Source organism: Blautia sp. HA9023 (assembly GCF_056504095.1).
Genome location: NZ_JBWLUR010000008.1, coordinates 687,898 through 714,699 on the forward strand (window position 1 = coordinate 687,898; position 26,802 = coordinate 714,699).

General features: G+C 44.1%; 31 protein-coding genes. 29 read left to right on the top strand and 2 right to left on the bottom strand.

Annotated elements, in window-relative coordinates:
• The first annotated feature begins 150 nt into the window (after positions 1-150).
• From AC04Q6_RS13130 to AC04Q6_RS13210, 17 genes are all read left to right on the top strand, one after another.
• Positions 151-381 (top strand): HPr family phosphocarrier protein, encoded by a 231-nt coding sequence (locus tag AC04Q6_RS13130; RefSeq protein ID WP_021977087.1) that lies wholly within the window; start codon positions 151-153, stop codon positions 379-381.
• 287 nt (positions 382-668) lie between these two features.
• Positions 669-947 (top strand): autorepressor SdpR family transcription factor, encoded by a 279-nt coding sequence (locus tag AC04Q6_RS13135; RefSeq protein WP_021977088.1) that lies wholly within the window; start codon positions 669-671, stop codon positions 945-947.
• Complete coding sequence (locus tag AC04Q6_RS13140) at positions 937-1,593, top strand: SdpI family protein (RefSeq protein ID WP_021977089.1); 657 nt, start codon at positions 937-939, stop codon at positions 1,591-1,593. The genes AC04Q6_RS13135 and AC04Q6_RS13140 overlap by 11 nt, the downstream gene beginning before the upstream one ends.
• 156 nt (positions 1,594-1,749) lie before the next feature.
• A complete protein-coding gene (locus tag AC04Q6_RS13145) occupies positions 1,750-2,181 on the top strand; it encodes a hypothetical protein (RefSeq protein ID WP_021977090.1) in 432 nt (143 codons plus the stop codon).
• 144 nt (positions 2,182-2,325) lie between these two features.
• Positions 2,326-3,612: a vWA domain-containing protein gene (locus AC04Q6_RS13150; protein WP_242996937.1), complete on the top strand. Its 1,287-nt coding sequence runs from the start codon at positions 2,326-2,328 to the stop codon at positions 3,610-3,612.
• A complete protein-coding gene (locus AC04Q6_RS13155; protein ID WP_215706334.1) occupies positions 3,609-5,129 on the top strand; it encodes an ATP-binding protein in 1,521 nt (506 codons plus the stop codon). Before AC04Q6_RS13150 ends, AC04Q6_RS13155 begins: the two co-directional genes overlap by 4 nt.
• Before the next feature lie 124 nt (positions 5,130-5,253).
• On the top strand, positions 5,254-6,126 hold the full coding sequence (locus AC04Q6_RS13160; RefSeq protein WP_021977093.1) for a phosphoribosylaminoimidazolesuccinocarboxamide synthase: 873 nt from the start codon (positions 5,254-5,256) through the stop codon (positions 6,124-6,126).
• A 175-nt stretch (positions 6,127-6,301) separates the two neighbouring features.
• Positions 6,302-7,123, top strand: a complete 822-nt coding sequence (gene srtB, locus AC04Q6_RS13165; RefSeq protein WP_021977094.1) for a class B sortase — start codon at positions 6,302-6,304, stop codon at positions 7,121-7,123.
• Positions 7,124-7,160: 37 nt separating this feature from the next.
• Positions 7,161-7,883: an NAD-dependent protein deacylase gene (locus AC04Q6_RS13170; RefSeq protein ID WP_021977095.1), complete on the top strand. Its 723-nt coding sequence runs from the start codon at positions 7,161-7,163 to the stop codon at positions 7,881-7,883.
• A 103-nt stretch (positions 7,884-7,986) separates the two neighbouring features.
• The gene (locus AC04Q6_RS13175) at positions 7,987-8,181 is read left to right on the top strand and encodes a DUF951 domain-containing protein (RefSeq protein ID WP_021977096.1); all 195 of its coding nucleotides are present in this window, start codon (positions 7,987-7,989) and stop codon (positions 8,179-8,181) included.
• Between the two features lie 115 nt (positions 8,182-8,296).
• Positions 8,297-8,584, top strand: coding sequence for a 30S ribosomal protein S6 (gene rpsF, locus AC04Q6_RS13180; RefSeq protein ID WP_021977097.1), 288 nt, complete (start codon positions 8,297-8,299; stop codon positions 8,582-8,584).
• 80 nt (positions 8,585-8,664) lie between these two features.
• On the top strand, positions 8,665-9,123 hold the full coding sequence (locus AC04Q6_RS13185) for a single-stranded DNA-binding protein (RefSeq protein WP_021977098.1): 459 nt from the start codon (positions 8,665-8,667) through the stop codon (positions 9,121-9,123).
• A 49-nt stretch (positions 9,124-9,172) separates the two neighbouring features.
• Entirely contained in the window at positions 9,173-9,436 is a 264-nt protein-coding gene (gene rpsR, locus AC04Q6_RS13190; protein ID WP_021651398.1) for a 30S ribosomal protein S18, read from the top strand.
• A gap of 238 nt (positions 9,437-9,674) precedes the next feature.
• On the top strand, positions 9,675-11,723 hold the full coding sequence (locus AC04Q6_RS13195) for a DHH family phosphoesterase (RefSeq protein ID WP_021977099.1): 2,049 nt from the start codon (positions 9,675-9,677) through the stop codon (positions 11,721-11,723).
• A 2-nt stretch (positions 11,724-11,725) separates the two neighbouring features.
• Complete coding sequence (gene rplI, locus AC04Q6_RS13200) at positions 11,726-12,172, top strand: 50S ribosomal protein L9 (RefSeq protein ID WP_021977100.1); 447 nt, start codon at positions 11,726-11,728, stop codon at positions 12,170-12,172.
• Positions 12,173-12,175: 3 nt separating this feature from the next.
• On the top strand, positions 12,176-13,504 hold the full coding sequence (gene dnaB, locus AC04Q6_RS13205) for a replicative DNA helicase (protein WP_015527183.1): 1,329 nt from the start codon (positions 12,176-12,178) through the stop codon (positions 13,502-13,504).
• A 203-nt stretch (positions 13,505-13,707) separates the two neighbouring features.
• Complete coding sequence (locus AC04Q6_RS13210) at positions 13,708-14,277, top strand: MerR family transcriptional regulator (protein ID WP_021977101.1); 570 nt, start codon at positions 13,708-13,710, stop codon at positions 14,275-14,277.
• A 46-nt stretch (positions 14,278-14,323) separates the two neighbouring features.
• Here the strand turns inward: AC04Q6_RS13210 and AC04Q6_RS13215 are convergent, their stop codons facing one another.
• Positions 14,324-14,494 carry a DUF362 domain-containing protein gene (locus tag AC04Q6_RS13215; RefSeq protein ID WP_015527180.1) on the bottom strand — a complete coding sequence of 57 codons (171 nt, stop codon included), beginning with the start codon at positions 14,492-14,494 and terminating at the stop codon, positions 14,324-14,326.
• A gap of 242 nt (positions 14,495-14,736) precedes the next feature.
• Here AC04Q6_RS13215 and AC04Q6_RS13220 point away from each other — a divergent pair, with 242 nt between their 5' ends.
• Positions 14,737-14,937: a DUF1858 domain-containing protein gene (locus tag AC04Q6_RS13220; protein ID WP_015527179.1), complete on the top strand. Its 201-nt coding sequence runs from the start codon at positions 14,737-14,739 to the stop codon at positions 14,935-14,937.
• A gap of 101 nt (positions 14,938-15,038) precedes the next feature.
• On the opposite strand, the gene AC04Q6_RS13225 is transcribed toward AC04Q6_RS13220, so the two are convergent.
• A complete protein-coding gene (locus tag AC04Q6_RS13225) occupies positions 15,039-15,803 on the bottom strand; it encodes an adaptor protein MecA (RefSeq protein WP_118062767.1) in 765 nt (254 codons plus the stop codon).
• Between the two features lie 372 nt (positions 15,804-16,175).
• Here AC04Q6_RS13225 and AC04Q6_RS13230 point away from each other — a divergent pair, with 372 nt between their 5' ends.
• From AC04Q6_RS13230 to AC04Q6_RS13280, 11 genes are all read left to right on the top strand, one after another.
• The gene (locus tag AC04Q6_RS13230; protein ID WP_242996938.1) at positions 16,176-16,445 is read left to right on the top strand and encodes a hypothetical protein; all 270 of its coding nucleotides are present in this window, start codon (positions 16,176-16,178) and stop codon (positions 16,443-16,445) included.
• 185 nt (positions 16,446-16,630) lie between these two features.
• Positions 16,631-18,280 (top strand): glycosyl hydrolase family 18 protein, encoded by a 1,650-nt coding sequence (locus AC04Q6_RS13235; RefSeq protein ID WP_118071214.1) that lies wholly within the window; start codon positions 16,631-16,633, stop codon positions 18,278-18,280.
• A gap of 81 nt (positions 18,281-18,361) precedes the next feature.
• Positions 18,362-19,081, top strand: coding sequence for an N-acetylmuramoyl-L-alanine amidase (locus AC04Q6_RS13240; RefSeq protein WP_242996939.1), 720 nt, complete (start codon positions 18,362-18,364; stop codon positions 19,079-19,081).
• A 69-nt stretch (positions 19,082-19,150) separates the two neighbouring features.
• On the top strand, positions 19,151-21,148 hold the full coding sequence (locus AC04Q6_RS13245; protein ID WP_118071212.1) for a hypothetical protein: 1,998 nt from the start codon (positions 19,151-19,153) through the stop codon (positions 21,146-21,148).
• A complete protein-coding gene (locus tag AC04Q6_RS13250) occupies positions 21,138-21,293 on the top strand; it encodes a hypothetical protein (RefSeq protein ID WP_476389720.1) in 156 nt (51 codons plus the stop codon). The genes AC04Q6_RS13245 and AC04Q6_RS13250 overlap by 11 nt, the downstream gene beginning before the upstream one ends.
• The gene (locus tag AC04Q6_RS13255) at positions 21,265-21,849 is read left to right on the top strand and encodes a glycosyltransferase (protein WP_476389721.1); all 585 of its coding nucleotides are present in this window, start codon (positions 21,265-21,267) and stop codon (positions 21,847-21,849) included. The genes AC04Q6_RS13250 and AC04Q6_RS13255 overlap by 29 nt, the downstream gene beginning before the upstream one ends.
• A 16-nt stretch (positions 21,850-21,865) precedes the next feature.
• Positions 21,866-24,124, top strand: coding sequence for a DUF2298 domain-containing protein (locus tag AC04Q6_RS13260; protein ID WP_118071211.1), 2,259 nt, complete (start codon positions 21,866-21,868; stop codon positions 24,122-24,124).
• 63 nt (positions 24,125-24,187) lie between these two features.
• Positions 24,188-24,769 carry an HD domain-containing protein gene (locus AC04Q6_RS13265; RefSeq protein ID WP_021976687.1) on the top strand — a complete coding sequence of 194 codons (582 nt, stop codon included), beginning with the start codon at positions 24,188-24,190 and terminating at the stop codon, positions 24,767-24,769.
• 11 nt (positions 24,770-24,780) lie between these two features.
• A complete protein-coding gene (locus AC04Q6_RS13270) occupies positions 24,781-25,845 on the top strand; it encodes an L-threonylcarbamoyladenylate synthase (RefSeq protein WP_118062824.1) in 1,065 nt (354 codons plus the stop codon).
• Positions 25,842-26,270 carry a ribose 5-phosphate isomerase B gene (gene rpiB / locus AC04Q6_RS13275; RefSeq protein ID WP_021976685.1) on the top strand — a complete coding sequence of 143 codons (429 nt, stop codon included), beginning with the start codon at positions 25,842-25,844 and terminating at the stop codon, positions 26,268-26,270. Before AC04Q6_RS13270 ends, rpiB begins: the two co-directional genes overlap by 4 nt.
• 4 nt (positions 26,271-26,274) lie before the next feature.
• Entirely contained in the window at positions 26,275-26,769 is a 495-nt protein-coding gene (locus tag AC04Q6_RS13280) for a deoxycytidylate deaminase (protein ID WP_021976684.1), read from the top strand.
• Positions 26,770-26,802: the final 33 nt, after the last annotated feature.

Genomic DNA, 26,802 nt, shown 5'->3' on the forward strand with positions numbered 1-26,802 from the left:
ACCTCCTGGGTGTTGTTTTTTTATATTGTAACAGAAATAGAAAAAGATAACATCTAAAAATTCCACCTTTTTTATAAAAAATTTACTCTATACACACAAATATTTCATAGTAAAATAGTAGTATAGATAGAGAAAAGAGGTGAAATACAGATGACAGTAAGAAAAGTACAGTTTGAAACTATGGATGATGTGAATCGTTTTCTGAATGTAACAGAGCATTTTCCATTTGCAGTGGATCTGAAGAGAGGTCACAGGACTGTCAATGGAAAATCTATTCTCGGAGTTGCATCCATCGGCCTTGGCAGAGAAATGGATTTTTGTGCATATGTGCCGGAGATTGCGCCGGAGATTATGTCCAGCCTTGATTTTTGCATGAGGTAGGTTTTAAGAGGGGAAAAGTGAATAATGGTTGATCAATGGTGAACGAGGATATCGTAAAGTCGCAGAGGCGATGGTCGGTATCCTCGTTTTATTTATTTTTAACCGAATCAGGGAAGTCCCATGGTTTGATTGTGAATATCCGTTTGACAGATGAATTTTGTTGTACAGGGAAATATGACAAATGTAACTATTTAGAAAAAAATCTAAATAGTTATTGACTGGGGAAAACAGTAATGGTATATTCTATTTAGAAATATTTCTAAATACTATCCGAAAGGAGGTACACGATGGCGTTTGCGGAAACCTTCAAGGCACTTTCGGACCCTGTGCGGAGAGAAATCCTGCAGCTTCTGAAAAACGGGAAAATGTCAGCCGGAGAGATCGGAGGACATTTTGACATGACAGGTGCAACCATATCCTATCATCTGAAAATTCTGAAGAAAGCAGATCTTGTGTGGGAGACGAAGGTGAAGAATTTCGTGTATTATGAACTGAATACCACAGTAGTGGAGGAACTGCTTTTGTGGCTCAGTGATCTGAAAGGAGGAAATAGTGATGAAAGATGAAGAAAAGAAAGAATTTCTGAAAGAGTATAAAATGTCCCTGATCTCCGGAAGTATCCTTACGATCTCGCCGTCACTGGCAGGAATCCTTCTGTGGAACCGTCTGCCGGAGAAGATCGCCACACATTTTGACCAGCATAATCTGGCCAACGGCTGGAGCAGCAAGCCTGTGGCAGTTTTTGGGATCCCGTTTCTGCTTCTGCTGGTTCATCTGTTCTGTGTTTTTTTTACAGCCAATGATCCAAAGAGAAAAAATATCAACAAGCGCATTTTTACCATGATCCTGTGGCTGGTTCCGGTGGTATCTGTGATCACCTGCATGTCAATCTATGGCCTTGCTCTGGGAATGGACATTGATATGGGAATGATCGTGAACATCATGGTTGGTATCATGTTTATCATTCTCGGAAATTATATCCACAAGGTGAAACAGAATTACACGGTGGGAATGAAGCTTCCCTGGACGTTAAACAGCGAGGAGAACTGGAACCGTACCAACCGTATGGCTGGCTGGGTGCTGATCCTGTCAGGAGTGCTTTTTCTTATGAATTCGCTGCTTCTGAAAACGGAAATTGTCCTGATCATAATTCTGGCAGCAGTGTTTGTTCCAATGATCTATTCATTTATTCTTTATAAGAAGGGAATCTGAGAAGATATTCCCGGGCCGTCATTGTCAGAAAAAGGCAGTGACGGCCTCTTTTTTACCAAAAAATAATGTTCAAACAAAGCGGTCCGTGATATGATAATGTCATACAAAAATATTTCCTCAAACACTATAAACAGACATCGGACAGGAGGGATCATTATGACAGAATTAAGCCGTTTTCAAAAAGATGTGGAAGTTGCTGCCAGTGCCCTTGAAATGCGGGCAGAGAACGAGGATGCCAGGGAGGAGGCTATCCACCTTTACCGGAAATTCGGAAGTACAAAACAGGAACCGCTGCGGCTGGCAGTTGCACTGCGGGGATATTTTCTGGAGGAAGGTGTGGAGGAAGCGGAGCGTGCGGATTACGGAGCGTACCTGAAGAAACGGATCCGCCCGGCAGTGGAACGCCTGATCCTGGAAGATGACTGGGAAAAGATCGGGAAGCTTTATGAGAATGAGTGGTTTGGGGAACAGGAGCTGGAAGTGTTCCTGAAACTGGCCGAAGAGTGGAGGAGACCTGCGGCATTGATGGGACTTCTCCATTTAAAAAAAGAAAAGTATGGATTTAAAGAGAAAAAATTTGAACTGTGAACAAACCTGGTGAAAAATGTAATACCAGATGTATTTTGGCACGTACAGACGTACAGAATGTAAATGACAATAAAGAGATATTCAGGAACATGGGATGGAAAGGAATAAAAACTGGTTTGGTCAGAAGGAAAGGGGGCAGATCCGGTGAATCGGAAGCAGGAAGAACTGGGGACACATATCCTGGAAAATGTAAGGAACGAACTGTACTACTATTTTCCATATCTGGACGGTGCTTTTGCCTGCATTTCCGGGAAAGGCTCGGAAGAGACCAGAACCATCGGAACAGATGGAGAATTCTTCCTTTTTTCACCGGAATATCTGCTGGAACTTTATGTGAAAAAGCCGGAGGCAGTGCGACGAGGGTATTTACATATGCTGCTGCACTGCCTGTATCTGCACCTTTTCCTGGAAAATCAGGAGGACAGACGTTTATGGAACCTGGCCTGTGATATTGCTGTGGAACAGATCATTTCCAGAGAAAAGATCCCGGTTCTGGAGACCGGTGGAAATGCAAAAAAAATCCGGGAAAAAGTCTTTCATATTCTTGGAAACGGCGCGGATTCCGCAGAAAAGATCTGTCGGAAACTGAAAGAACAGACCTTTCCATTTCATCTGGAAGAGCTGGAAGAAACTTTTCATTTTGATGATCACACACTCTGGGATAATTGCACAGGAGAAAAAGGGAAAAAGACAAGAGAAAAATGGAACAGACTTCTTTCCTATACTGCCGCAAACCGCCAGGATCACCGGAAACGACGGGGAAGCCAGAAAGGGGACCAGAGGGAAGATGCAGGCCCCATAAGATCCGGAAGATACGATTACAAAAAATTTCTCCGCCAGTTTTCCGTACTGCGGGAGGAAGTGGAACTGGATACGGAGAGTTTTGATTATATTTTTTATAATTACGGAATGGAACATTATGGAAATCTTCCGCTGATCGAGCCGCTGGAATATAAGGAAGTGAACCGTCTTGAGGAGTTGGTGATCGCCATTGATACTTCCGGTTCCTGTGATGGAGAGACTGTGCGGAGATTCCTGGAAGAAACCTATTCCATTCTCAGTGAAAAAGAGAATTTTTTCCATAAGATGAAAGTCTATCTGATCCAGTGTGACTGCTGTATCCAGGATGTAAAAGTGATCCATTCGGAAGAAGAATGGAAAGAATACAGCAAAGATATCACCATACAGGGGCGGGGAGGAACAGACTTCCGACCGGTGTTCCGGTATGTGAAGGAGCAGCAGGAGAAGAAGGAAATCCGCCGTCTTAAAGCCCTGATCTATTTTACAGACGGAGACGGGATCTATCCGGGAAGTAAGCCGGATTACGAGACGGCCTTTGTATTTTTGCATAAAACAGAAAAAATGGAGCTTGTTCCGCCCTGGGCGATCCGGCTTGTGGCAGAGCAGGAAGGAGTGCGTCATAACATATGAATATAAAAGAGGCAAAAGAAGAGATTAAACATACCTTACTGGCTTACAACCGGAAAGATGCAGCCGGACGTTATACATTTCCCAGACTCCGGCAGCGTCCCATTCTGCTTATGGGCCCTCCGGGAATCGGAAAAACCGCCGTCATGGAGCAGGTGGCAGAGGAATGCGGAGTAGGGCTGGTAGCCTATACCATCACCCACCATACAAGACAGAGTGCGGTAGGACTGCCCAGGATCGTGACCCGGTGCTATAACGGAAAAGAGGTCAGTATCACAGAGTATACCTTAAGTGAGATCATTGCCTCTGTGTATGACTGTATGGAACGTACCGGAAAAAAAGAGGGGATCCTGTTTATCGATGAGATCAACTGCGTTTCCGAGACACTTGCGCCGACCATGTTGCAATTTCTTCAGAACAAGACGTTCGGAAGCCACAGCGTACCGGAGGGATGGCTGATCGCTGCAGCGGGAAATCCTCCGGAATATAATAAGTCGGTCCGGGAATTTGATATCGTAACCCTGGACCGTGTGCGTAGGATGGATATCGAGGCAGATCTTGGGGTGTGGATGGAGTATGCCTGGAAAAAGGAGATCCACGGATCGATCCTTGCTTATCTTGGCATGAAAAAAGATCATTTTTATTCCGTGGAGAATACAGTGGACGGGAAGTTCTTTGTGACGGCAAGAGGATGGGAAGATCTGTCCGAAATTCTGAAAGCTTATGAGGAACTAGGCGTTGAGATCACGGAGAATCTGATCGGGGAGTATCTTTGTCGGGATGAGATCGCAAGGAGCTTTTTTGCCAGTTATCAGCTGTATCGGAAGTACGGAGAGGACTATGGGCTGAAACGCCTGCTTTCCGGAGAAATGGCGGAGGAAGAACAGCAGAAAAAAGTAAAAATGGCGGAAGGTGCTTCGTTTGAGGAACGTTTTCTGGTAACTGGCCTTCTGCTTAGCGGACTCAACGGAAGTTTTCTGGATTATGAAAAGCTGGATAAAGAGACAGGCGCTGTTTATCAGGAACTCCTGCATCTGAAAGCTTTTCTTCATGATAAAAAGGACATGACGGCGCTGGATGAATTTACAGATGTGAAGAAGAAAAGTCTGGCTGTCCGTCTGGAGGCGGAGCTTCTTAACCTGGAACAGCAGACCACGGAAGAGTTTGTGATCCGTACTCTGGAGGAATTCAGCCTTACTATCCGAAAGGAACATATCACAGATACAGAGACTGGTTTTGAACGGATCCGGCAGCTGTTTACGGAAATGGTAGAGAAGAGAAAAGACTGTGCTAAAAAGATCAGCAGAGAGCTGAAACGGGCATTTGCCTTTATGAAAGCATGTTTCGGAGACGGACAGGAAACGGTGCTTTTTGTCACCGGACTGACCAGGAACAGTCATGCAGCTGCTTTTATCCGGGAGTATGGATGTGACCCTTATTTTGCCTGCAGTGAGAAGCTTCTTTACCGGAAACAGGAGAAAAAACTTCAGGAGGAATGTGAGTCGCTATTAAAAATATGAATAATCCCTTAACGAATACTTATGACTGAAAAGGGCCTGGCATCTTGACAGGAGGGCTTGAGTGGTGATACGGTAACGGTGTCGAAAACAAAAACCAAATAACCGAATGATGAGGTGTGAGAACATGCAGGAATTAAAACCAATCAAAGAAGGTAAAGTACGTGAGATCTATGACAATGGCGACAGTCTGATCATGGTTGCAACAGACCGTATCAGCTGCTTTGACGTAATTCTGAATAATGAAGTTACAAAGAAAGGTGCTGTACTGACCCAGATGTCCAAATTCTGGTTTGACATGACTGAGGACATTCTTCCAAACCACATGATTTCTGTAGATACCAAGGATATGCCGGAGTTTTTCCAGCAGGAGAAATTTGAAGGAAAATCCATGATGTGCCGTAAGCTGAACATGCTGCCGATCGAGTGTATCGTACGTGGATACATCACAGGAAGCGGCTGGGCAAGCTACAAGGAGAACGGTACTGTATGCGGCATCAAGCTTCCGGAAGGTCTGAAAGAATCCGACAAGCTGCCTGAGCCGATCTACACACCATCTACCAAGGCTGAGATCGGTGATCACGATGAGAATATTTCTTTTGAGCAGAGTATCGATCATCTTGAGAAATACTTCCCTGGAAAAGGACGCGAGTACGCAGAAAAACTTCGTGACAACACCATCGCTCTTTACAAAAAATGTGCAGAGTATGCACTCAGCAAGGGAATCATCATTGCAGATACAAAATTCGAGTTTGGTCTTGATGAGGACGGCAACATGGTCATCGGTGATGAGATGCTGACACCGGACAGCTCCCGTTTCTGGCCGGCAGAAGGCTATGAACCAGGACATGGCCAGCCATCTTTTGACAAACAGTTTGCACGTGACTGGCTGAAAGCCAATCCGGACAATGACTGGACACTTCCGCAGGAGATCGTGGACAAGACCATCGAGAAATATCTCCAGGCATACAAAATGCTCACAGGCAAAGAACTGGACTGAAAATAACAGCAGCTCTGAAATAGAACATACCTTACAAACCGCCCCGGACGCCCATTCCGAGGCGGTTTCTTTCTATATAAAATGTGATAAAAACAAAACAGTTGCAAGAAAACAGAGGGGTATTTATAATAAATACAGAAACCAGAAAATCCTGACAGATCAAAGGAGTGTGATTATGAGCAGGAAAGACAAGGCGAAAAAGAAAAAAACGGCAGGAGATTATGTTCTGACTCTGGTGCTGATCGTGGCAGTTGTGGTGTTCTGCTATGCTGCCTTTAACCTTTATCATATTTATACAGAGTATAAAAAAGGCACAGATGAGTATAACAGCATTTCAGAAATGGCAGTGACGGAGCGTGATCCGGATGCATCGGAAGATCTGGGACAGCCGGAGGAACAACAGCCGGTGGCTCCTATAAATGTTGATTTTGCATCTCTTAAAAGTATTAATGATGATGTGATCGGCTGGATTTATATGGAGGCACTTCCTCAGATCAGTTATCCGATGGTACAGGGCAAGGATAATAATATGTATCTTCACCAGACTTATGAGAAAAATTATAATTTTGCAGGAACGATCTTTATTGATTATGAGAATAAGAGGGATTTCAGTGACTGCAACACGCTGGTGTACGGACATAATATGAAGAATGGCTCCATGTTTGGAATGCTGAAAAAATACAGGGCAGACGAAACGCTTTACAATACCAGCAAATATTTCTGGATACTTACCCCGAAGAAGAACTACCGCTATGAGATCATTGCCGCATACACAACTTCGGTGAACAGTGATACGTATACCCTGTTTAAAGGTCCTGGTAAGGAATTTCTGGAATATGAGAAAAAAATGTTCAAGAATTCCGAGATTAAAACAGAAGCAGGTGAGGGTGAGGCGAATGTGAAAGATAAGATCGTTACATTGTCTACATGCACCGGTAATCAGGCAACACGTTTTGTTGTGCAGGGAAAAAGAGTAAACGCAGTGGATCCACAGTAGCCATTTTTTATGTGAAAAATAAGGGAGGAAGATTCATATGGAAAATGAAATAGGAAAATTACAGAAGATCATTGATGAGAGCAATAATATCGTATTTTTCGGCGGAGCAGGAGTTTCCACGGAAAGCGGGATCCCGGATTTTCGAAGCCAGGACGGGCTGTATAACCAGAAGTATGATTATCCGCCGGAGACGATCTTAAGCCATACATTTTTTATGCGCAGGCCTGAAGAATTTTTTAAATTTTACAGAGATAAGATGCTTTGTGATACTGCAAAACCCAATGCGGCACATCTGAAACTGGCAGAGATGGAGCAGGCAGGCAAGCTGAAAGCGGTGATCACTCAGAATATTGACAATCTTCATCAGATGGCAGGAAGCAAAAAAGTTCTGGAACTTCACGGAAGTGTTTACCGCAATCATTGTATGAAGTGTGGGAAATTCTATGATTTTAAGTATATGAAGGAGTCAGAAGGAGTTCCGAAATGTACCTGTGGTGGTATGATCAAACCGGATGTGGTTCTCTATGAGGAAGGTCTGGATGACTATACGATCCAGGAATCTGTAAGAGCAATTTCAGAGGCGGAGGTCCTGATCATCGGAGGAACTTCCCTGGCTGTGTATCCGGCAGCAGGACTGATCGATTATTTCAGGGGAAATCATCTGGTGGTGATCAACAAGGCGCCGACACCGAGAGACAAATATGCGGATCTTCTTATTAAAGAACCGATCGGAAAGGTGTTCTCTCAGATACGGATCTGATAAACTGCATAGCAGTTATCCGGTGCAGGGCTACGTAGTGAATGCGGATATTTTTATCCGTTTGACTAAAATATCCGGAAAAAAGAAAAATGAGGAGTATCAAATGGGATTAAATTATGAAGTAGGAGATATTGTCACACTGAAGAAGGCGCACCCCTGTGGCAGCAAAGAATGGGAGATCCTTCGTGTAGGAGCGGATTTTCGTCTGAAATGCATGGGCTGTGGACACCAGATCATGGTAGCGCGCAAGCTTGTGGAGAAAAATACACGAGATTTGAAAAAATTCGAAAAAAATTAAATTTATGCTTTACATCACGGGAAAGATATGCTAGAATCAACAATCGTGATATATTTCATATCCTTGCTCTTTGACAGGCAAAGGGCCAAAAGACCATAAGGAGGTTAAGACAAGCATGAACAAGTACGAGTTAGCATTAGTTGTGAGCGCTAAGCTTGAGGACGAAGCACGTGACGCTGTAGTTGAGAAAGCAAAAAGCTATATTACACGTTACAACGGCGTGATCACAGAAGTTGAAGAATGGGGTAAGAAGAAATTAGCTTACGAGATTCAGAAAATGCATGAAGGCTTCTACTATTTTATTCAGTTTGAAGCAGATTCTCAGTGCCCGGCGGAGATCGAGAGACATGTCCGCATCATGGACAATGTATTAAGATACCTGGTTGTCAAGAAAGAGGCATAATTTTTGCAGCGGATTTTCGAAAACACCATTAAGAACCTGTTCAGTTAAGTGAAATCTGAGATCATAAGAGAGGTAGAACGATGAACAAAGTAATATTAATGGGACGCTTGACAAGAGATCCTGAGGTAAGATATTCCGCAGGAGAAAATGCCCTGGCAATCGCCAGATATACACTGGCAGTTGACCGCAGATTCCGTCGTGATGGAGAAGCAAATGCTGATTTTATCAACTGTGTTTCTTTCGGACGGACAGCAGAGTTTGCGGAAAAGTATTTCAGACAGGGACTGAAAATTGCAGTTACGGGACGTATTCAGACAGGAAGTTATACGAACCGTGAGGGACAGAAGGTTTATACGACAGAGGTTGTTGTTGAGGATCAGGAATTTGCTGAGAGCAAAGCGTCAAGCGACAGCTATGCAGCATCTCATCCGAGAACAGAAGCAGCACCTGCACCGTCTATGCCAAGTCCGAGCGCAGCAAGCGCCGACGGCTTCATGAATATTCCAGATGGAATTGATGAGGAGCTGCCGTTCAACTAGAACATTCTGATCAAGACAGATGAGACGAATAAGATAGGAGGAAACAATCATGGCTTACAATAGAGGCGAGAGACCAGATTCTCCGATGAAGAGAAGAGGCGGACGCAGAAGAAAAAAAGTTTGTGTATTCTGCGGTAAAGAGAATAACGAGATCGATTACAAGGATGTAGCAAAGTTAAGAAAGTATGTTTCCGAGAGAGGTAAGATTCTCCCGAGAAGAATTACAGGTAACTGTGCAAAACATCAGAGAGCACTGACAGTTGCTGTTAAGAGAGCACGTCATATGTCCCTGATGCCATACGTTCAGGACTAATTCCGATCATCCACAGGATCGTTGCCAGACAGATGAGCAGTCATCTGGATGGCAGCGGTCCTGTTTTTTATTTTCTGTGACGACATAAAGCTATAAAACGGACGTTTCCAGTCATGCAGTGTATGGCAGCGTTTTCCGGCTGTAACAGATTTTATCATAACTATGGAATTATAATAAGAAATCTGGTATAATGATAGATAACTTGTGGTTTTTATTACGTTGAGAACAGGAAAAAGCAATGAACAACAAAGTCAAATTTAAAGGGCCTATGAAACACTTCATGCGCTGGCCACTGTATCTTTCGGTTCTGGTGGTGCTGCTGGACCTGCTGGTGTTTATTGTAAGTGTGAAGGCCGGAATTCTGGTGTCTGTAGGTACTGTTATTTATATTTTTATCGCAGTACAGCTTTTCCGATATCACAAACCGCTGATCATCAATGATATGATAGCATTTGCCAATCAGTATGATGTGGTGGAAAAGAGGATGCTGGAAGAACTGGCACTTCCCTATGCCATTATGGATATGGAAGGCCGTATGATCTGGTCCAACCGGATCTTTTCGGAGATCACGGGCAGAGATCAGTTTTATAAAAAAAATATCAGCACAGTTTTTCCGGACATTACTCCGGACAAGCTTCCGGTAGCCGATGAGCTGGAAATTTCCGAGATGAGTACGCATTTCGGGGATCGGATCTATCGTGTGTCCATGCAGAGGGTGACCATGGGAGAAGTGGTAAGCCATGCAGATATTCTGGAGGATATGTCCCAGAACGTTAGCCTGATCGCCATGTATCTTTATGATGAGACAGAGCTTAAGGAATACATTCAGAAGAATGAAGATAATAAGCTTGTAGTAGCCCTGGCTTATCTGGATAATTATGAGGAAGCTCTTGAAAGTGTGGAGGATGTGCGGAGATCTCTTCTGATCGCACTGATCGACCGTAAGATCACGAAGTACTTTTCCAACTTTGACGGTCTTGTAAAGAAGCTGGAGAAAGATAAATATCTCCTGATCATGCGCCAGAGCTCGCTGGAAACTCTGAAGGAACAGAGATTCCATATTCTGGATGAGGTAAAGACTGTTAACATCGGAAACGAGATGGCAGTGACTTTAAGTATTGGAATCGGTCTGAATGCTTCCACTTATATTCAGAATTATGAATATGCCAGAATTGCCATTGAGATGGCACTGGGACGTGGCGGCGACCAGGTAGTGATCAAAAATGGCAATAATATCACCTACATTGGCGGTAAAGCTCAGCAGATGGAGAAATCCACCCGTGTAAAGGCCCGCGTGAAGGCCCAGGCGCTGAAGGAATTTATGAGTACCAAGGACCGTGTGGTTGTCATGGGACATAAGATCACCGACGTGGATGCTCTGGGAGCAGGCATCGGTATTTACCGTGCAGGCAAGACTCTTGGTAAGCCGGTGCACATTGTAATTAATGATCCGACCACATCCATCCGGCCTCTGATGAGTGGCTTTATGGAGAACCCGGATTATGAACCATCCATGTTTGTGGACAGTAATCAGGCCAAAGAGCTTGTGGATAATAATACGGTAGTGGTTGTAGTAGATACCAACAAGCCAAGTTATACAGAGTGTCAGGATCTTCTCTATATGACCAAGACTATCGTGGTACTGGATCATCACCGCCGTGGCAGTGAGGTAATACAGAATGCAGTTCTTTCCTATGTGGAGCCTTATGCATCTTCAAGCTGCGAGATGATCGCGGAGATCCTGCAGTATTTTGCAGACGGACTGAAGCTCCGCAGCATTGAGGCGGACTGTATTTATGCGGGTATCATGATCGATACCAACAATTTTACAACAAGGGCAGGTGTACGTACCTTTGAGGCTGCGGCATTTCTGCGAAGATGCGGGGCGGATGTGACACGTGTACGCAAGATGCTCCGTGACAATATTGATTCCTATAAGGCGAGAGCGGAGGCTGTCCGTACTGCTGAGATCTACCGGGATTATTTTGCCATTGCAAGATGCCCAAGTGAAGGTCTGGAAAGCCCTACCGTTGTAGGTGCACAGGCGGCCAATGAGCTTCTTAACATTGCCGGAGTCAAGGCATCTTTTGTTCTTACCAGCTATAATAACGAGGTTTACATCAGCGCCAGAGCCATTGATGAAGTCAATGTCCAGGTTATGATGGAACGGATGGGCGGCGGTGGACATCTGAATATTGCCGGCGCACAGGTGAAGGACACCATGGATGAGACAGAGAGAATGCTGAAAGAAATTATAGACCAGTTATATCAGGAAGGGGACAAATAGAAATGAAAGTAATTCTTCTGGAAGATGTAAAATCCCTGGGAAAAAAGGGACAGATCGTAAATGTAAGTGACGGATATGCAAGAAATATGATCCTGCCGAAAAAACTTGGTGTTGAGGCTACATCCAAGAACCTCAATGACCTGAAACTCCGTAAGGCAAATGAGGAAAAGGTTGCGCAGGAGAACCTGGACGCTGCCAAGGCATTTGCAGAGGAGCTTTCCACAAAAGAGATCATCCTGACCCTGAAAGTGGGCGAGGGTGGAAGAACATTCGGTTCTGTATCCTCCAAGGAAATCTCAGAGGCAGCAAAAAAACAGCTGAATCTGGATATCGATAAGAAAAAACTTCAGCTGGAGAATCCAATCCGGAACCTTGGTGTTACCAACGTTCCGGTACGTCTCCATCCGAAAGTAACCGGAAGTCTCAAGGTTTGGGTAAAAGAGGCGTAATCGATGGAAGAGGCACTGATCAAGAGGATTCTTCCTCACAGTATTGAGGCAGAGCAGTCAGTGATCGGTTCCATGATCCTGGACCGTGATGCGATTCTTGTGGCTTCCGAGATTCTGACCAGTGATGATTTTTATCAGAAACAGTATGGTATTATCTTTGATGCCATGGTAGAACTCTGTAATGAGGGACAGCCGGTAGATCTGATCACCCTGCAGAACCGTCTCAAGGAGAAAGAACTCCCTCCGGACATCAGCAGTATGGAATATGTCCGTGACCTGATCGCTGCAGTTCCTACCTCTGCCAATGTGAAATATTATGCCAATATTGTCAGTGAAAAGGCAGTTCTCCGCCGGCTGATCCGGACTACGGAAGAAGTTGCCAATGCCTGCTATCTGGAAAAGGACAGCACGGAGACCATTCTTGAGGAATCCGAAAAGAAACTGTTCAATATTCTGCAGAGAACAAACGGCAGTGATTATGTACCGATCCAGCAGGTTGTATTAAATGCAGTCAGTAACATTGAGAAGGCTTCCAAGCTGAAAGGCTCCGTCACCGGAATTCCTACCGGATTTGTAGATCTGGATTATAAGACCTCCGGTATGCATGCGTCCGACCTTGTACTGATTGCGGCGCGACCTTCCATGGGAAAAACTGCTTTTGTGCTGAATATTGCCCAGTATATGGCATTTCGTAAAGATGTGACCGTGGCGATCTTCAGTCTGGAGATGTCCAAGGAGCAGCTGGTAAACCGTCTTCTTGCCATGGAATCCCATGTGGATTCTCAGAATCTCCGTACCGGAAATCTGAAAGATGAAGACTGGACGAAGCTGGTGGAAGGTGCAGATATCATCGGTGGCTCCAATCTTATTATTGACGATACTCCTGGAATTTCTATTGCGGAACTTCGTTCCAAATGCAGGAAATATAAGCTGGAGCACAATCTTGGAATTATCATGATCGATTACCTGCAGCTGATGAGCGGAAGCGGAAAATCCGATTCCAGACAGCAGGAGATTTCCGATATTTCCAGATCTCTGAAAGCGCTGGCAAGAGAGATCGATGTGCCGGTGATCGCATTGTCTCAGCTGAGCCGTGCGGTAGAACAGAGACCAGATCACAGGCCGATGCTTTCGGATCTTCGAGAGTCCGGAGCTATTGAGCAGGATGCGGATGTGGTCATGTTCATCTATCGAGACGATTATTACCATAAAGATACCGAGAAAAAAGACATTGCAGAGATCATCATAGCCAAGCAGAGAAACGGCCCCATTGGAACCGTAGAACTGGTATGGCTGCCAAGGTATACGCAGTTTGTAAATATGAAAAAGTAGAGCCGTGCAGACGGAAAAATGAAATGCTGTCAGGATGAACACTTGTATTTAGCCTGACAGCATTTTGTTTTTCCGGCTGCACGGCTCTGCTGATAAGTCACATCCGGTAAAATTATGTCAACCGATTTTTCTTGCCATTTCCTGAATCCAGGGGTTATACTATAGACAGTAACAGTGAATCTCTACACAAGGGGGCGTTCACGATGGAAAAAAGATATACGGTGAGACAGGCTGTAACAATGACAGGCGTGAAATCTTATGTTCTGCGGTACTGGGAGGAAGAACTGGATCTTCGGATTGGGCGCAATGAACTGGGACACCGCTATTATACACCTTTTGATATCCAGCTTTTTCTTAAAATAAACGAGTTGAAAAACAGAGGTCTTCAGCTGAAAGCAATCCGAACGCTGATTCCGCAGGAAGCAAGAAATACTTATCCGTCAGACCTTGCAAAAACCGGCAGTGAAATCCTGGAGGGAGAAGCGGTTGAGATTGAAGATATTCCGGTAGGAACACCAGAAGAAGCAGCAGAAGACATGTTTATGGAGAAGCAGAAAACATCAAAGGAGCATAGAGAGGATGACAAAAAGATCCTCGAATTTCAGGAAATCCTGGAACGGCTGATCCATGAGGAAATGCAACGGAAAAAAGAAGGAGAATACAGGTGTCGTTCTTTGGATGAAGCCATCCGAAAGAAACAGCAGGCAAGAAGAGAGGCGGCAGCTGCCTGTGATGGAAAAAAGAATAAAAGAAACAGAAAAGGCTGCCGGTAAACCGGCAGCCTCATTCGTTACGGTAGCTTATCAAGCAAATGGTGCATTACTCAGCAGAGATAGCACCAACTGGACAGGCCTCAGCGCATGTTCCGCAGTCAACACAAGCGTCTGCGTCGATTACATAATGCTCATCTCCCTGAGAAATAGCTTCGTTCGGGCACTCACCCTCGCATGTTCCACAGCTAACGCACTCGTCAGAAATTACATATGCCATAATTGATATCCTCCTTTAAAATGGTGTATTGTATGTATCCCCTACCAGGGATTCTATTCCCATTCTAATATATATGTACAAAGAATACAAGTATAAATTTATATACAAAATAAAAATCAGAGAACCAGAGAAGCGCCGGTAAATAAAGGAAGCGATAAGGCGTTGATTCCCCTGGGATTTCGTATTATAATAGCAGAACGAAGTGGAAACATTTCGATAAATCAGTAAAGGAGAGTACGCACATGGCAAAGGTTACAAAGAGTATGCTGATCGGAGAACTTCTTACAGTAGACCCTAATATTGCACCAATCCTGATGCGGGCAGGAATGCATTGCCTTGGATGCCCGTCTTCTCAGATGGAATCTCTGGAAGAGGCAGCTATGGTTCATGGACTGGACGCAGATGTTCTTGTAGCACAGATCAATGATTTTCTCGGAGAGTAAGCAGTATCTGCTGTTTTACTGAAAAAAGACCGCTGTTGGAAATATGGATCAGCCATATCAGGGATGATCGTATTTCTGACAGCGGTTTATTTTTTGAAAATTTAAAGTTTAAGAAGTTTCTGAAGGGCATCATCTGCGATCAGTGTACCATGTTCACGAAGATAAGCCTCCCCGGCAGGAGTAAATGCACGACCAACTCCGTACTCAGAAAGAATGTTGCATACTTTATTAAACTCTTCCGGAGTGCAGTCAGACTGATGGAGAACAAGCTGGTATACTCCATCCTCGCCTTCGCGATAAAGGGTATTGTTTCCGGTAAAGAAACCGTTCATACCATGAGAAGCAGCGATAACATCGTCAAGTCCTGGGAAAGAGTACAGACGGATAAGCCGTACAGAATTCTCGGAAGCCTGTGAAGCATCCGGATTTTCCGGATTCGGTGATGCTGCGGGTTCGGATTTCTTTTCTTCCGGCTTCTGGGGAAGATTCTTAAGTTTGGATTCACAGAGTTTCTGGAAGATATCAATGATATTATCGGCTCCGTCAATCTCAACGGTATCCGAAGGCTTATTTCCTTTAAATGGAGCAAATTTGGAAAAACGGGTATCCAGTTCTTCAGGATCTTCCACCTTGGTGATGATAAGAATGATACTTTCCGCACTTACGGGAATTGCTTCGATCATCAGTGGAATGTTATCAGCTTCAAAACCAAACTGTATCTGAGCCTGCTGCATCATATCACGGAAGAGACGTTTGGCCTTCTCTGTTCCGTAAGCAAGTTCACTGATACGGATCTGGTGACTGTCCAGATCTTCCTTCGTCAGTGTGCAACGGATCTGATTGTCGTTGATCTTTTCTATTTTCATATAATCACATCCTATGGTCAATAAATTTAATCTTTTACATACTGTATTATATAACAGTTATATACAAGATGTAAAGATGCAGAATCTGATGAAAAAATAAAATTTCCGGATAAAAATAAATTTTTTTTTATAATCGGATAAAAGACTTGCATCTGAAAAGAAAAACGGTATAATAAAAACAGAAGAGCTGTCCGATCCATAGAAACAGGAAGACAGTAAAGATAGCTTAAAGTCATACTTTTTCTGAAGATAAGATCTCTGTGCAGATTTCATCGGCGTTTCTGCCGCAGCACAGAATAAATTTTTCCCCCTTTTTATTTATGTTTATGCAATATAAATTGGATCAGGACAGCTTTTCAAGAACCGTTGCTGGTGTTTTCTGAAAATCAAACCAGGAAAGGAGGTCGGGATACGGAAAATATATCACAGGTAAAAAAGAAATCCGCAAAAACCCTTCGCAGGGAACTAAAGCTTTACCGTGAAAACGGAGTTTCCCTTTATCTCAACGGTGAGCCCAGTACTCCGAAAAAAATCGCAAAAGCCTGTCAGATTGCGGAAGATGGAGTTTACATGCGGGATTATACGGAAGATGAAGAAGGCCATATTGCCTGTGTAAGCTTTGATTTAATTCGAAAAATGTAATACAACTTAAGAGAAAGCGGTTCCCCGGACGCAGAAGTTCCCCGGAACTCATACATACCATGTGGGGAACCGAAATTATAAAGAAACTGTGAAAATTTATTAAAAGTCGATTTTTGTAACGAAACGCAGAAGAAATATGTTATAATGAAAAAAATTATGACATTTATACCGAAAGGAAAAAAACAATGATAAAAAAACATATGCCGGTCCTGGTGGTATGTCTGCTGATCGTTCTGGTTTCTCTTATAGGAGGAGCCGTTTATGGAATTAACAAACTGATTCCGACCAGTAAGCAGATGGATCTGACAGAGTATTACGGTCAGAATGCAGATGGAGAGGCTTCACTGGTAGCAGGAACACAGAAACTCGAACAGAAAGCTCTGATCTCAGGAGATGAGGTTTATATTCCGCTGGATGTGGTAAATGGATATCTGAATCAGAGATATTATTGGGACAGTGCAAATAAAAAGATCCTGTATGCGACACCAACCAGTCTTACAGAGGAGGCAGCATCGGATCAGCCTGGCGGAAACGTATGGCTGAAGGAGAGTACTGTTTATCTGAAACTGGATTATGTGAAGAAATATACAGATATCGATTCATATATATATAAAGACCCTGCGAGAATAGCAATTCAGTATAAATTCAGCAATGTGCAGACGGTAACTGTAAAGAAGGATACCGTGATCCGGTACCGGGGCGGGATTAAATCCAAGATCCTGACAAAAACAGCAAAAGATACAGTTCTCAGGCTGATGAACGAAGGAGAAGACTGGGATCAGGTAGCCACAGATGACGGATATATTGGATACATCCAGAAAAAGAAAGTAAGTGCAGCGGATACAACCGACTATAAGCGGAGTTTTAAAGCGGAAGCTTATTCTTATTTCACGATGGATGAGCCTGTAAATCTTGCATGGCATCAGGTTACGAGTACAGACGCCAACAACTATTTCGCGGATACTACCCAGAATATGACAGGGGTGAATGTGATCTCACCGACCTGGTTCTCTGTTTCGGATAATGATGGAAATGTGAGCAGCCTTGCATCAGGGGAATATGTGATGCAGGCACATGAGAAAGGCCTGAAAGTATGGGGCCTGGTGGATAATTTCAGTGAGAATATGAGCACAACAACGGTTCTTTCCAATACAGCCGCAAGGCAGAATCTGGAGAACCAGCTGGTTACATATGCACTGAAGGCAGGTCTGGATGGAATTAATGTTGATTTTGAATCCCTGAGTGAGGATGTGGGAATCCATTTTCTACAGTTTCTGAGAGAACTTTCCATTCAGTGTCATGAGAATAATCTGGTACTTTCTGTAGATAATCCGGTTCCGGAGGATTTTACAAGTCATTATGACAGAGCGGAACAGGGAAAAGTTGTGGATTATGTGATTATTATGGGATATGATGAGCATTATGTAGGATCCGATGCAGGATCCGTGGCTTCTCTTCCATGGGTGGAACAGGGAGTCAAGGATACACTTGCGGAAGTCCCGGCCAAGAGAACTATTCTTGCAATTCCGTTTTATACAAGACTCTGGAAAACAACAGATGGAGGAGCTCTGACCAGTGAAGCAATCGGAATGGATCAGGCACAGCAGGCAATCAGTGATAATGGAGCGGAGACTTACTGGGATAAGACAACCAGCCAGAATTACGGAACCTATGAAGGAGACGGCACTACATACCAGATCTGGCTTGAGGATTCCAAGTCGATTGCGGAAAAAGTAAAACTTATCCCCAAATATAAACTGGCAGGCGTGGCGGAATGGAAACTGGGATTTGAGAACAGTGGAATCTGGAGCGTCATTACAGAAAATCTGTCCTGACAAAAGAAAACAATATATTTTATGCAATGAAAGCACTCCTGGCGACATATATTAAACTAAATACGCCGGGGGTGTTTTGCGTTGAAAAAGCGAGGGATAGAAATCGGAATGGCAGTTCTCATGCTGGTCTGCTTTTATATTCTGTCAAGGGAGGCAGCAGAGGCAACGGAGAAACTGAAAGATGTATCAGGGAATATACAGGCCGGACAGATGATTCTGGTAGATGCCGGGCATGGAGGAATTGACTCCGGGATGGTAGGAATAGAGGGACTTAAAGAGAAGGGAATCAATCTGGAAATAGCAATAAAACTGAAAGCAGTTCTTGAGAAAAGGGGCTTTACGGTTATGATGACCCGGGAGGAAGATAAAGGCCTTTATAAAGATAATACACAAAATATGAAAGCGCAGGATCTGCAAAATCGGATTGCAATGATAAAGGAATATGCACCGGTGCTTTCTGTGAGCATCCATCAGAACAGCTACAGTGATCCCCAGGTAAAGGGACCACAGGTATTTTATTATGCGGATTCTGAAAACGGAAGAAATCTGGCTCTGGCAATCCAGGAAGAACTGAATCGACAGCTTTCAGTTGCACGTCCACGTGAAGCGAAAGGAAACAGGACCTATTATCTGCTGAAAAGAAGCCCCAGTGTGATCAATATTGTAGAGTGTGGATTTCTGACAAATCCGGAAGAAGCACAGCTGTTAAAAAAAGAAGAGTATCAGACGAAGATTGCCATGTCTGTGGCAGACGGTATTGATACATATCTTGCCAGCCAGGAAGAACACGAAAAAAATTGAAAAAAATGTGAATAGCCTTTTCACAGGAAGGCTATTCTGCTATACTTTACGTGAATTGAGGAGAATCTTATGTTTGGAATCTTTTATCTTATATTATGCGTGTTAACAGGAATGGAAATGGCGGGGTGTCTGTTTCCGCAGCAGATAACTGAAAAAGGAAATCGGATATGGGTGATCCTTCCGGCGGCTTTTGGAACGGGAGTTCTGATGCTGACTTGGGCAGTATATGTGGTTTCCTGGATGTTCAGTGTATGTGCGGGAGCAGAACATCCTCTTTTTTATGGAAATATTATTGTGATGTCGGTGACTGTGCTGTGTCTTCTTGGAATTTTCATCCGGAAGCGAAAAAGAACAGAAAAAATGTTTCCGGTATCGGAGAAGATGATCAGTAGAAAATGGATCCTGCGAAAAGAAATTTTACTTTTTGTGGTTCTGACGGCGTTTGTAACAGTAATGATGTTTTATGTCTTCCATATGAAAGACGGTCTTCTGTATTCGGGATTTTCCGTGTATGGTGATTATGCACCTCATACCGCAATGATGAGATCTTTTTCCAGAGGAAATAATTTTCCTACGCAGTATCCGCATTATGGAGGGCAGGACGTAAAGTATCATTTTATGTTTCAGTTTCTGGTAGGAAATCTGGAATATCTGGGGCTTCGGCTGGATCTGGGATATAATCTGGTAAGTATCATGTCTCTTTCCGGTTTTCTTATGGTCCTTTATGGAATCAGTTATCGGATGTTCCGGAGTTTCTGGGCCGGTGCTGCTGCTATGGTTTTCTTTTTCTTTCGCAGCGGAACTGCGTTCTGGCAGTATCTGTGGGAAAATGCGAAAGCAGGGAATCTTATCCAGGCACTGAAAGAGAACACAGAGTTCATTGGTTATACCACAAATGAAAACTGGGGATTATGGAATTTTAACGTATATCTCAATCAGAGACATCTGGCATTCGGGCTTCTGATCGTTGCAGTGGCTGTATGGATCTTCATGGACTGGGTAGAGGCTGGCTGCGGACACAAAGAGCATGGCTGGCTGTGGATCAGAAAACGTATTTTCTCAAAAGAAGCATGGGCATTCCGGAATGTGGAAATTGCAATTTTGCTGGGACTGTTCCTGGGTCTGACCGCTTTCTGGAATGGAGCTGCACTGATCGGGGGACTTTTGATCCTGGCTGGTTTTGCTGTATTTTCTGATGGAAAGCTGGATTATGCGGTGTGTGCGGCGCTGGCGGTATTCTTTTCGGAACTGCAGTCGAAGATTTTTGTGTCAGGAAGTGTGATGTCCCCTTCCTTTTACTGGGGATTTCTGGCAGAGAACAAGAGCATTTCAGGGGTACTCTGGTATCTGGTGGAGATCAGTGGATTTTTCTTTGTAGGACTGGTCGTGGCATCTGTATTTTTTAAAAGAAATGAGAGAGTGGTACTGGGGGGCTTTTTGCTTCCGGCAGTATTTGCGTTTGTGGTGTCTCTGACTCCGGATATCAATGTGAACCACAAATATATCATGATCTCCTATGCATTTGCGGCAGTGCTGTGGGGAGGGATACTCCGAAGCATATTTTTCGAGTTCAGAAAGAAAAGAATAAAATGGGCAGGCGCGGCCGTCTGTATTATTATGAGCATCTGTCTGACTGCAACCGGAGTTTACGATTATGTGATCATTTTGAGGGATAATGATTCCGGACACAGAATGACAGTAAACATGGAAAGCAGTCTTACAGACTGGCTTTCTGAAAATCTTAGGAAAAATGATCTTCTTCTGATCCCGGAATATACGATGAACGAGGTTACAATGTCTGGTGTGATGATGTACTGCGGATGGCCGTATTACGCCTGGTCGGCAGGATATGATACCAATTACCGCGCCGGACAGGCTGTGCTCATCTATACGACAGATGATCCGGAGATACTGAAAGCGACTGTGAAACAGGAGAAGATCACGTATATTCTGTTTGAGGACAACATGGAATTTGAGCAGCAGGAGTGTCGAGAGGATGTCATCAGGGAGACATATCCGCTGGTGTATACCTCGGAAGATGGGAGAATAAGAATCTATGAAACATGACAGCTTATATATCATTATGCCGGCATACAATGAAGAAAAAAATATCGGGACAGTGATCGAACAGTGGTATCCGGTCGTGGAGAGGATCGGAGGAGAAAGCCGCCTGGTGATCCTTAATGATGGAAGCAGGAGATGGCACTTATGAAATGATTCGGAAATATCAGAAAAAATACGAGCGTCTTATCGGGATCGACAAACCAAATGAAGGACACGGGGGAACTATCCTCCGAGGATATCATTATGCAGTGGATGCCGGAGCGGATTATATATTTCAGACCGATTCCGATGGCCAGACACTTCCTGATGAATTCTGGCAGTTCTGGAAAAAGCGTAAAACATGCGGGTTACTGATCGGTTACAGAAAAAAAAGGGAAGATGGTTTTTCCAGGCTTTTTGTGACAAGAGTGCTGAGACTGGTACTGTTTCTGACCTTTGGGACATGGGTAAAAGATGCGAATACACCGTATCGTCTGATGAATGCGAAACAGTTGTCGAAAGTGCTGAAAAAGATCCCGGACGGATTTTTTCTTTCCAATGTTCTGATGACGGTAATTTATGAGAAGCATCATCTGCATGTGGAGTATATACCGATTACATTCCGTCCGCGTCAGGCAGGTAAAAATTCTATTAATATGAAACGCATCATAAAGATCGGCAGACAGGCATTTGGAGATTTTATCCGCCTTCGCCACAGAATCTGATACAGGAGGAAGAACGATGAAAATACAAATCAGAAAAATACTTCCGGAATCCATTGCGGCGGTAATTCTGATCGCACTTTCCGCATATCTCCTCGGAGGAGATGTGTGGACATTCTGGACCTGGTGGCTCCTTGCACTGTTTATGGGAATGGTTGCCATGCCAGTGACGGGAAGACTTTTTGAGGGATTTGAAGATAAAGGATGGCTGTTTTCAAAAGCACTGGCGATTGCAGTAACCGGATTTTTAACCTGGTTTCTGGTGGCAGTAAAACTTCTTCCGTTTACAGCTGCAACCTGCATAGGAGTATCTGTGATCTGCGGGATCTTCTGCGCCATTCTTTTTCATGTACAGCTGAAAAAGGGGATAGAATGTTACCCATCCGGAAAAATCCAGCTGATTGTTCGTGAAGAACTTCTTTTCTTCGGAATTTTTCTTCTCTGGACTTATCTGGCGGGATTCCGTCCACAGGCATATGGAACAGAGAAATTTATGGATTATGGATTTATGGAGGCGATGATGCGCAGCAAAACACTTCCTGCCCGTGATCTGTGGTATTCTCAGGGAACCATTAATTATTATTACGGAGGGCAGTATTTTGCGGTATTTCTCACGAAGCTTACAGGAAGCAGAGTAGAAGTAACCTACAATCTGATGCGTACTTTTGTAGCCGCTTTTGCATTTGTATATCCGTTTTCCCTGGTAAGACAGATGGCAAAGGACAGATTGTACGGACGCATGTCTGGGATAAAAAAATATCTTCCGTCACTGGCTGGAGTGACAGGTGGAATTGCGGTTTCCATTGCAGGAAATGTGCATTACATTGTATATCGCTGCGTGCTGCCTCTGATCCATAAAATTCAGGGAGTGGCAGAAACTGCCAGCTACTGGTTCCCGGATGCAACTCGATATATCGGTTATAATCCGGTGAATGAAAGTGACAAGACCATTCATGAATTTCCATGTTATTCCTTTGTACTGGGGGATCTTCACGCTCATGTGGTCAATGTAATGTTTGTTACCTTTCTTGTAGGGATGCTTTATGCATGGATGAAAAAAATCCGAAGTGCAGGTCCGGAACCGGAAAAACAGGATGTCAGGGATTTCTGGCTGAAGCAGCTTCTGATGCCGCATATCCTTCTGGCCACAGTTCTTCTGGGAATGTTCCAGTGGACAAACTACTGGGATTTTGTGATTTATTTTGTTGTGACAGGCGGTGTCGTTCTGATCGCAAATATTATTCGATTTGAGGGGAAAGTAACCAGGATTCTGGCAGTAACAATTGCTCAGGCAGTGGAGATCATTGCGGTTTCCTATCTTGTGATCTTACCGTTTACTCTGAAATTTGAAACCATGGTTCAGGGAGTGGCTCTTGCACAGCATCATTCTCTGTGGTACCAGCTTCTGATCCTCTGGGGACTTCCAGTGTTTCTTACTGTGCTTCTGATCATCTCTGTTCTTACAGAAAAAATGAAAGGAATGAAGCACAAGAGCCTGTACAGACTTCTGGAGGCAGTTTCGGTTCCGGATCTGTTTGCTGTGATCATGGGACTTTGTGCGATTGGATTGATCCTTATTCCGGAAATTGTTTATGTAAGGGATATTTATGAGAATGGTAATGCGCGAGCCAACACCATGTTCAAACTTACCTATCAGGCATATATTCTGTTTGGGATGACTATGGGATATGGGATTTACCGGATGCTTGTAGTATCGAAGCAGAAAATCATCCGGATCTTTTCCGGTATTGGCCTTTTTGTGCTGATCTGGACGGTAGGATATTTTGGAAATGCTGTGCACTCCTGGTTCGGGGAGGTATGGAATCCTTCAAATTATCAGGGATTGAATGCTACTACATTTCTGGAAACAGATTTTCCGCAGGATGCGGCGGCAATCCGCTGGCTGAAAGATAACATTGAGGGATCGCCTGTGGTGCTGGAAGCTAATGGAGACAGTTACACAGGATATGAGAGAGTTTCGGCCACCACAGGACTTCCGACAGTGCTTGGCTGGTATGTTCACGAATGGCTTTGGAGAAATAATGTGCCGGATCTTAATGAGAAGAGTGCTGATATTCAGACAATTTATACTTCCACAGATGAAGAAAAGGTGAAGGAACTGATACAGCGATATGATATTTCGTATATCTTTGTAGGCGGACAGGAAAAAGAAAAATATGGCACAGAGCTGAATGACAGTCTCCTCCAGAGTCTTGGCAGTATTGTCTTTGAAGATGATACATCAGGAACTTATATTGTGAAAGTGGAGCAGGATTGACAATTTTTCCATAACAACGCTATAATAAAGTAACTATATGTATGGCAGCGAGAGGAGGATATTATGAACAGAATTGACAGGCTTTATATGGAAATGATACGTTACTATCAGGGTGACCCGAAGCATATTCAGCACTTTGTAAAGGTTCACAGCTTTTCAAGGCTGATCGGACAGGGAGAGGGACTGGACGAAGATACAATGTATATACTGGAAGCTGCAGCCCTTGTTCATGATATTGGAATCAAGGTTGGAATGGAGAAATATGGACGGTCTGACGGAAAGACGCAGGAAGCAGAGGGACCGGCAGCAGCCAGGGAGATGCTTACACACCTTGGATTTAAGGAGCAGGTGATCCGTAGAGTGGAATATCTGGTGGGACATCATCACACCTATAAAGACATTGACGGGCTGGATTATCAGATCCTTGTAGAAGCGGATTTTCTTGTAAATTACTTTGAGAACGGACTTGATAAAGAGCACATTAAAAAAAGTGCAGAAAAGATATTTAAGACAGAAACCGGTAAAAAAATTGTAAAAGAGATGTTTTTCCCGGAAGCTTTTCAGAAATCAGAGACCTGGGCACAGGACGCGCTGCAGGATCTGGAGGATTTTATTGAAGAACAGGGGATTTATATCAGACAGTAATGGAGTGTAAGATGAAAGCAGAAATAGCAGTTATGACAGCGGAAAATATAGACAGGGATGCGATAGCCAGAGGTGGCGAGATCCTGAAAAAAGGAGGTCTCGTGGCATTTCCGACAGAGACGGTATACGGCCTTGGAGGAAATGCGTTGGACCCGAAGGCATCCATGAAAATATATGCGGCAAAGGGTAGGCCTTCTGATAATCCTCTGATCGTACATATTGCGGATATTCATGATCTGGATAGGATTGTTACAGAGGTTCCCGAAAAAGCAAGGATCCTTGCAGAGAAATACTGGCCCGGTCCGCTGACTATGATTCTGCCGAAAGCAGATATCGTACCAAAAGAAACGACAGGCGGGCTCGACAGTGTAGCGGTACGTTTTCCAAGTGACCGTATCGCACAGGAACTGATTCTGGCGGCAGGAGGATATGTGGCAGCGCCAAGCGCCAATACTTCCGGAAGACCAAGTCCCACCACAGCAGGACATGTAGTGGAGGACCTGGGAAATGCCATTGATATGATCATTGATGGTGGACAGGTAAATATCGGACTGGAATCTACGATCGTGGATTTTACAGAGGAAGTGCCGGTTGTCCTGCGTCCGGGATATATTTCGCTCGAAATGCTGCGTGAAACGCTGGGAGATGTCCGGATGGATAAGGGTCTGATCAAGCCGGACAGTAAGGTACATCCGAAGGCTCCGGGAATGAAATACCGTCATTATGCCCCAAAAGCAGATCTTGCGATCGTGGAAGGCCCGGACGAGAGAGTGATCGCAGAGATTGAAAAGAGAGCGCTGGAAGCGGAGAAAAATGGAGATACAGTGGGAATTATCGCAACCGATGAAACAAAAGACAGATATTCCCATGGAATCATAAAAAGTATTGGAAGCAGAGAACAGGAAGAAACCATCGCACATCATCTTTATGAGGTGTTGCGTGATTTTGACAGCTGTAATGTAAGTGCCATTTATTCTGAGGCATTTTTTACACCCAAAATGGGACAGGCGATCATGAACCGCTTACTGAAGGCGGCTGGTCATAAAATTATTAATGTTGAGGAGGAAACAAAATGATAGCACTGGGATGTGATCACGGCGGATACGAGCTGATGCAGGAGGTCAAAAAACATCTGGAAGAGAGAGGACTGGAGTATAAAGATTTCGGATGTAATGGCCCTGAATCTGTAGATTATCCGGTTTACGGAAAAAAAGTTGCCGAGGCTATTGTAAACGGTGAATGTGAGAATGGTATTCTGATCTGTGGTACAGGAATCGGAATTTCCATCACGGCAAACAAGTTTAAGGGAATCCGTGCAGCACTTTGTACGGACTGCTTTACAGCCGAGGCTACCAGACTTCATAATGATGCCAATATCCTTGCTATGGGAGGACGCGTGGTAGGTCCTGGACTTGCTCTGAAGATTGTGGATACATTTCTGGATACCCCGTTTTCCGGCGATGAGCGTCATATCAGAAGGATCAATATGATCGAGGACTAAGCTTATGGATAACAAAGGACAGAAACGGCAGGGATATCTTTCCTGGGATGAATATTTTATGGGTGTTGCCATGCTTTCCGGCATGCGCTCCAAAGATCCTCATTCACAGGTTGGTGCCTGTATTGTAAGTGAAGACAATAAGATCCTGTCAATGGGATATAATGGCTTTCCCAAGGGATGTTCCGATGATGAATTCCCGTGGGGAAGAGAAGGGGAGCCACTGGATACCAAATATCTTTATGTGACTCACAGTGAGCTGAATGCCATCTTGAATTACAGAGGCGGAAGCCTGGAGGGAGCAAAGCTTTATGTATCACTGTTCCCGTGTAATGAATGTGCCAAAGCCATTATCCAGGCAGGAATCAAAACAATCGTGTATGACTGCGACAAATACGCAGATACACCTTCAGTGATCGCATCAAAAAAAATGCTGGATGCGGCAGGCGTACGGTATTATAAATATAACCGGACAGATCGGGAGATTACGATCAAGGTGTAAAAAATAACAGAAATAAGAAAAAAATAGCAGCTG

Excerpts from the sequence above, each read along its gene's own strand:
- AC04Q6_RS13130 (WP_021977087.1), top strand. The coding sequence starts at position 151 with ATGACAGTAAGAAAAGTACAGTTTGAAACTATGGATGATGTGAATCGT.
- AC04Q6_RS13135 (WP_021977088.1), top strand. The coding sequence starts at position 669 with ATGGCGTTTGCGGAAACCTTCAAGGCACTTTCGGACCCTGTGCGGAGA.
- AC04Q6_RS13140 (WP_021977089.1), top strand. The coding sequence starts at position 937 with ATGAAAGATGAAGAAAAGAAAGAATTTCTGAAAGAGTATAAAATGTCC.
- AC04Q6_RS13145 (WP_021977090.1), top strand. The coding sequence starts at position 1,750 with ATGACAGAATTAAGCCGTTTTCAAAAAGATGTGGAAGTTGCTGCCAGT.
- AC04Q6_RS13155 (WP_215706334.1), top strand. The coding sequence starts at position 3,609 with ATGAATATAAAAGAGGCAAAAGAAGAGATTAAACATACCTTACTGGCT.
- AC04Q6_RS13160 (WP_021977093.1), top strand. The coding sequence starts at position 5,254 with ATGCAGGAATTAAAACCAATCAAAGAAGGTAAAGTACGTGAGATCTAT.
- srtB (WP_021977094.1), top strand. The coding sequence starts at position 6,302 with ATGAGCAGGAAAGACAAGGCGAAAAAGAAAAAAACGGCAGGAGATTAT.
- AC04Q6_RS13170 (WP_021977095.1), top strand. The coding sequence starts at position 7,161 with ATGGAAAATGAAATAGGAAAATTACAGAAGATCATTGATGAGAGCAAT.
- AC04Q6_RS13175 (WP_021977096.1), top strand. The coding sequence starts at position 7,987 with ATGGGATTAAATTATGAAGTAGGAGATATTGTCACACTGAAGAAGGCG.
- rpsF (WP_021977097.1), top strand. The coding sequence starts at position 8,297 with ATGAACAAGTACGAGTTAGCATTAGTTGTGAGCGCTAAGCTTGAGGAC.
- AC04Q6_RS13185 (WP_021977098.1), top strand. The coding sequence starts at position 8,665 with ATGAACAAAGTAATATTAATGGGACGCTTGACAAGAGATCCTGAGGTA.
- rpsR (WP_021651398.1), top strand. The coding sequence starts at position 9,173 with ATGGCTTACAATAGAGGCGAGAGACCAGATTCTCCGATGAAGAGAAGA.
- AC04Q6_RS13195 (WP_021977099.1), top strand. The coding sequence starts at position 9,675 with ATGAACAACAAAGTCAAATTTAAAGGGCCTATGAAACACTTCATGCGC.
- rplI (WP_021977100.1), top strand. The coding sequence starts at position 11,726 with ATGAAAGTAATTCTTCTGGAAGATGTAAAATCCCTGGGAAAAAAGGGA.
- dnaB (WP_015527183.1), top strand. The coding sequence starts at position 12,176 with ATGGAAGAGGCACTGATCAAGAGGATTCTTCCTCACAGTATTGAGGCA.
- AC04Q6_RS13210 (WP_021977101.1), top strand. The coding sequence starts at position 13,708 with ATGGAAAAAAGATATACGGTGAGACAGGCTGTAACAATGACAGGCGTG.
- AC04Q6_RS13215 (WP_015527180.1), bottom strand. The coding sequence starts at position 14,494 with ATGGCATATGTAATTTCTGACGAGTGCGTTAGCTGTGGAACATGCGAG.
- AC04Q6_RS13220 (WP_015527179.1), top strand. The coding sequence starts at position 14,737 with ATGGCAAAGGTTACAAAGAGTATGCTGATCGGAGAACTTCTTACAGTA.
- AC04Q6_RS13225 (WP_118062767.1), bottom strand. The coding sequence starts at position 15,803 with ATGAAAATAGAAAAGATCAACGACAATCAGATCCGTTGCACACTGACG.
- AC04Q6_RS13235 (WP_118071214.1), top strand. The coding sequence starts at position 16,631 with ATGATAAAAAAACATATGCCGGTCCTGGTGGTATGTCTGCTGATCGTT.
- AC04Q6_RS13245 (WP_118071212.1), top strand. The coding sequence starts at position 19,151 with ATGTTTGGAATCTTTTATCTTATATTATGCGTGTTAACAGGAATGGAA.
- AC04Q6_RS13250 (WP_476389720.1), top strand. The coding sequence starts at position 21,138 with ATGAAACATGACAGCTTATATATCATTATGCCGGCATACAATGAAGAA.
- AC04Q6_RS13255 (WP_476389721.1), top strand. The coding sequence starts at position 21,265 with ATGATGGAAGCAGGAGATGGCACTTATGAAATGATTCGGAAATATCAG.
- AC04Q6_RS13260 (WP_118071211.1), top strand. The coding sequence starts at position 21,866 with ATGAAAATACAAATCAGAAAAATACTTCCGGAATCCATTGCGGCGGTA.
- AC04Q6_RS13265 (WP_021976687.1), top strand. The coding sequence starts at position 24,188 with ATGAACAGAATTGACAGGCTTTATATGGAAATGATACGTTACTATCAG.
- AC04Q6_RS13270 (WP_118062824.1), top strand. The coding sequence starts at position 24,781 with ATGAAAGCAGAAATAGCAGTTATGACAGCGGAAAATATAGACAGGGAT.
- rpiB (WP_021976685.1), top strand. The coding sequence starts at position 25,842 with ATGATAGCACTGGGATGTGATCACGGCGGATACGAGCTGATGCAGGAG.
- AC04Q6_RS13280 (WP_021976684.1), top strand. The coding sequence starts at position 26,275 with ATGGATAACAAAGGACAGAAACGGCAGGGATATCTTTCCTGGGATGAA.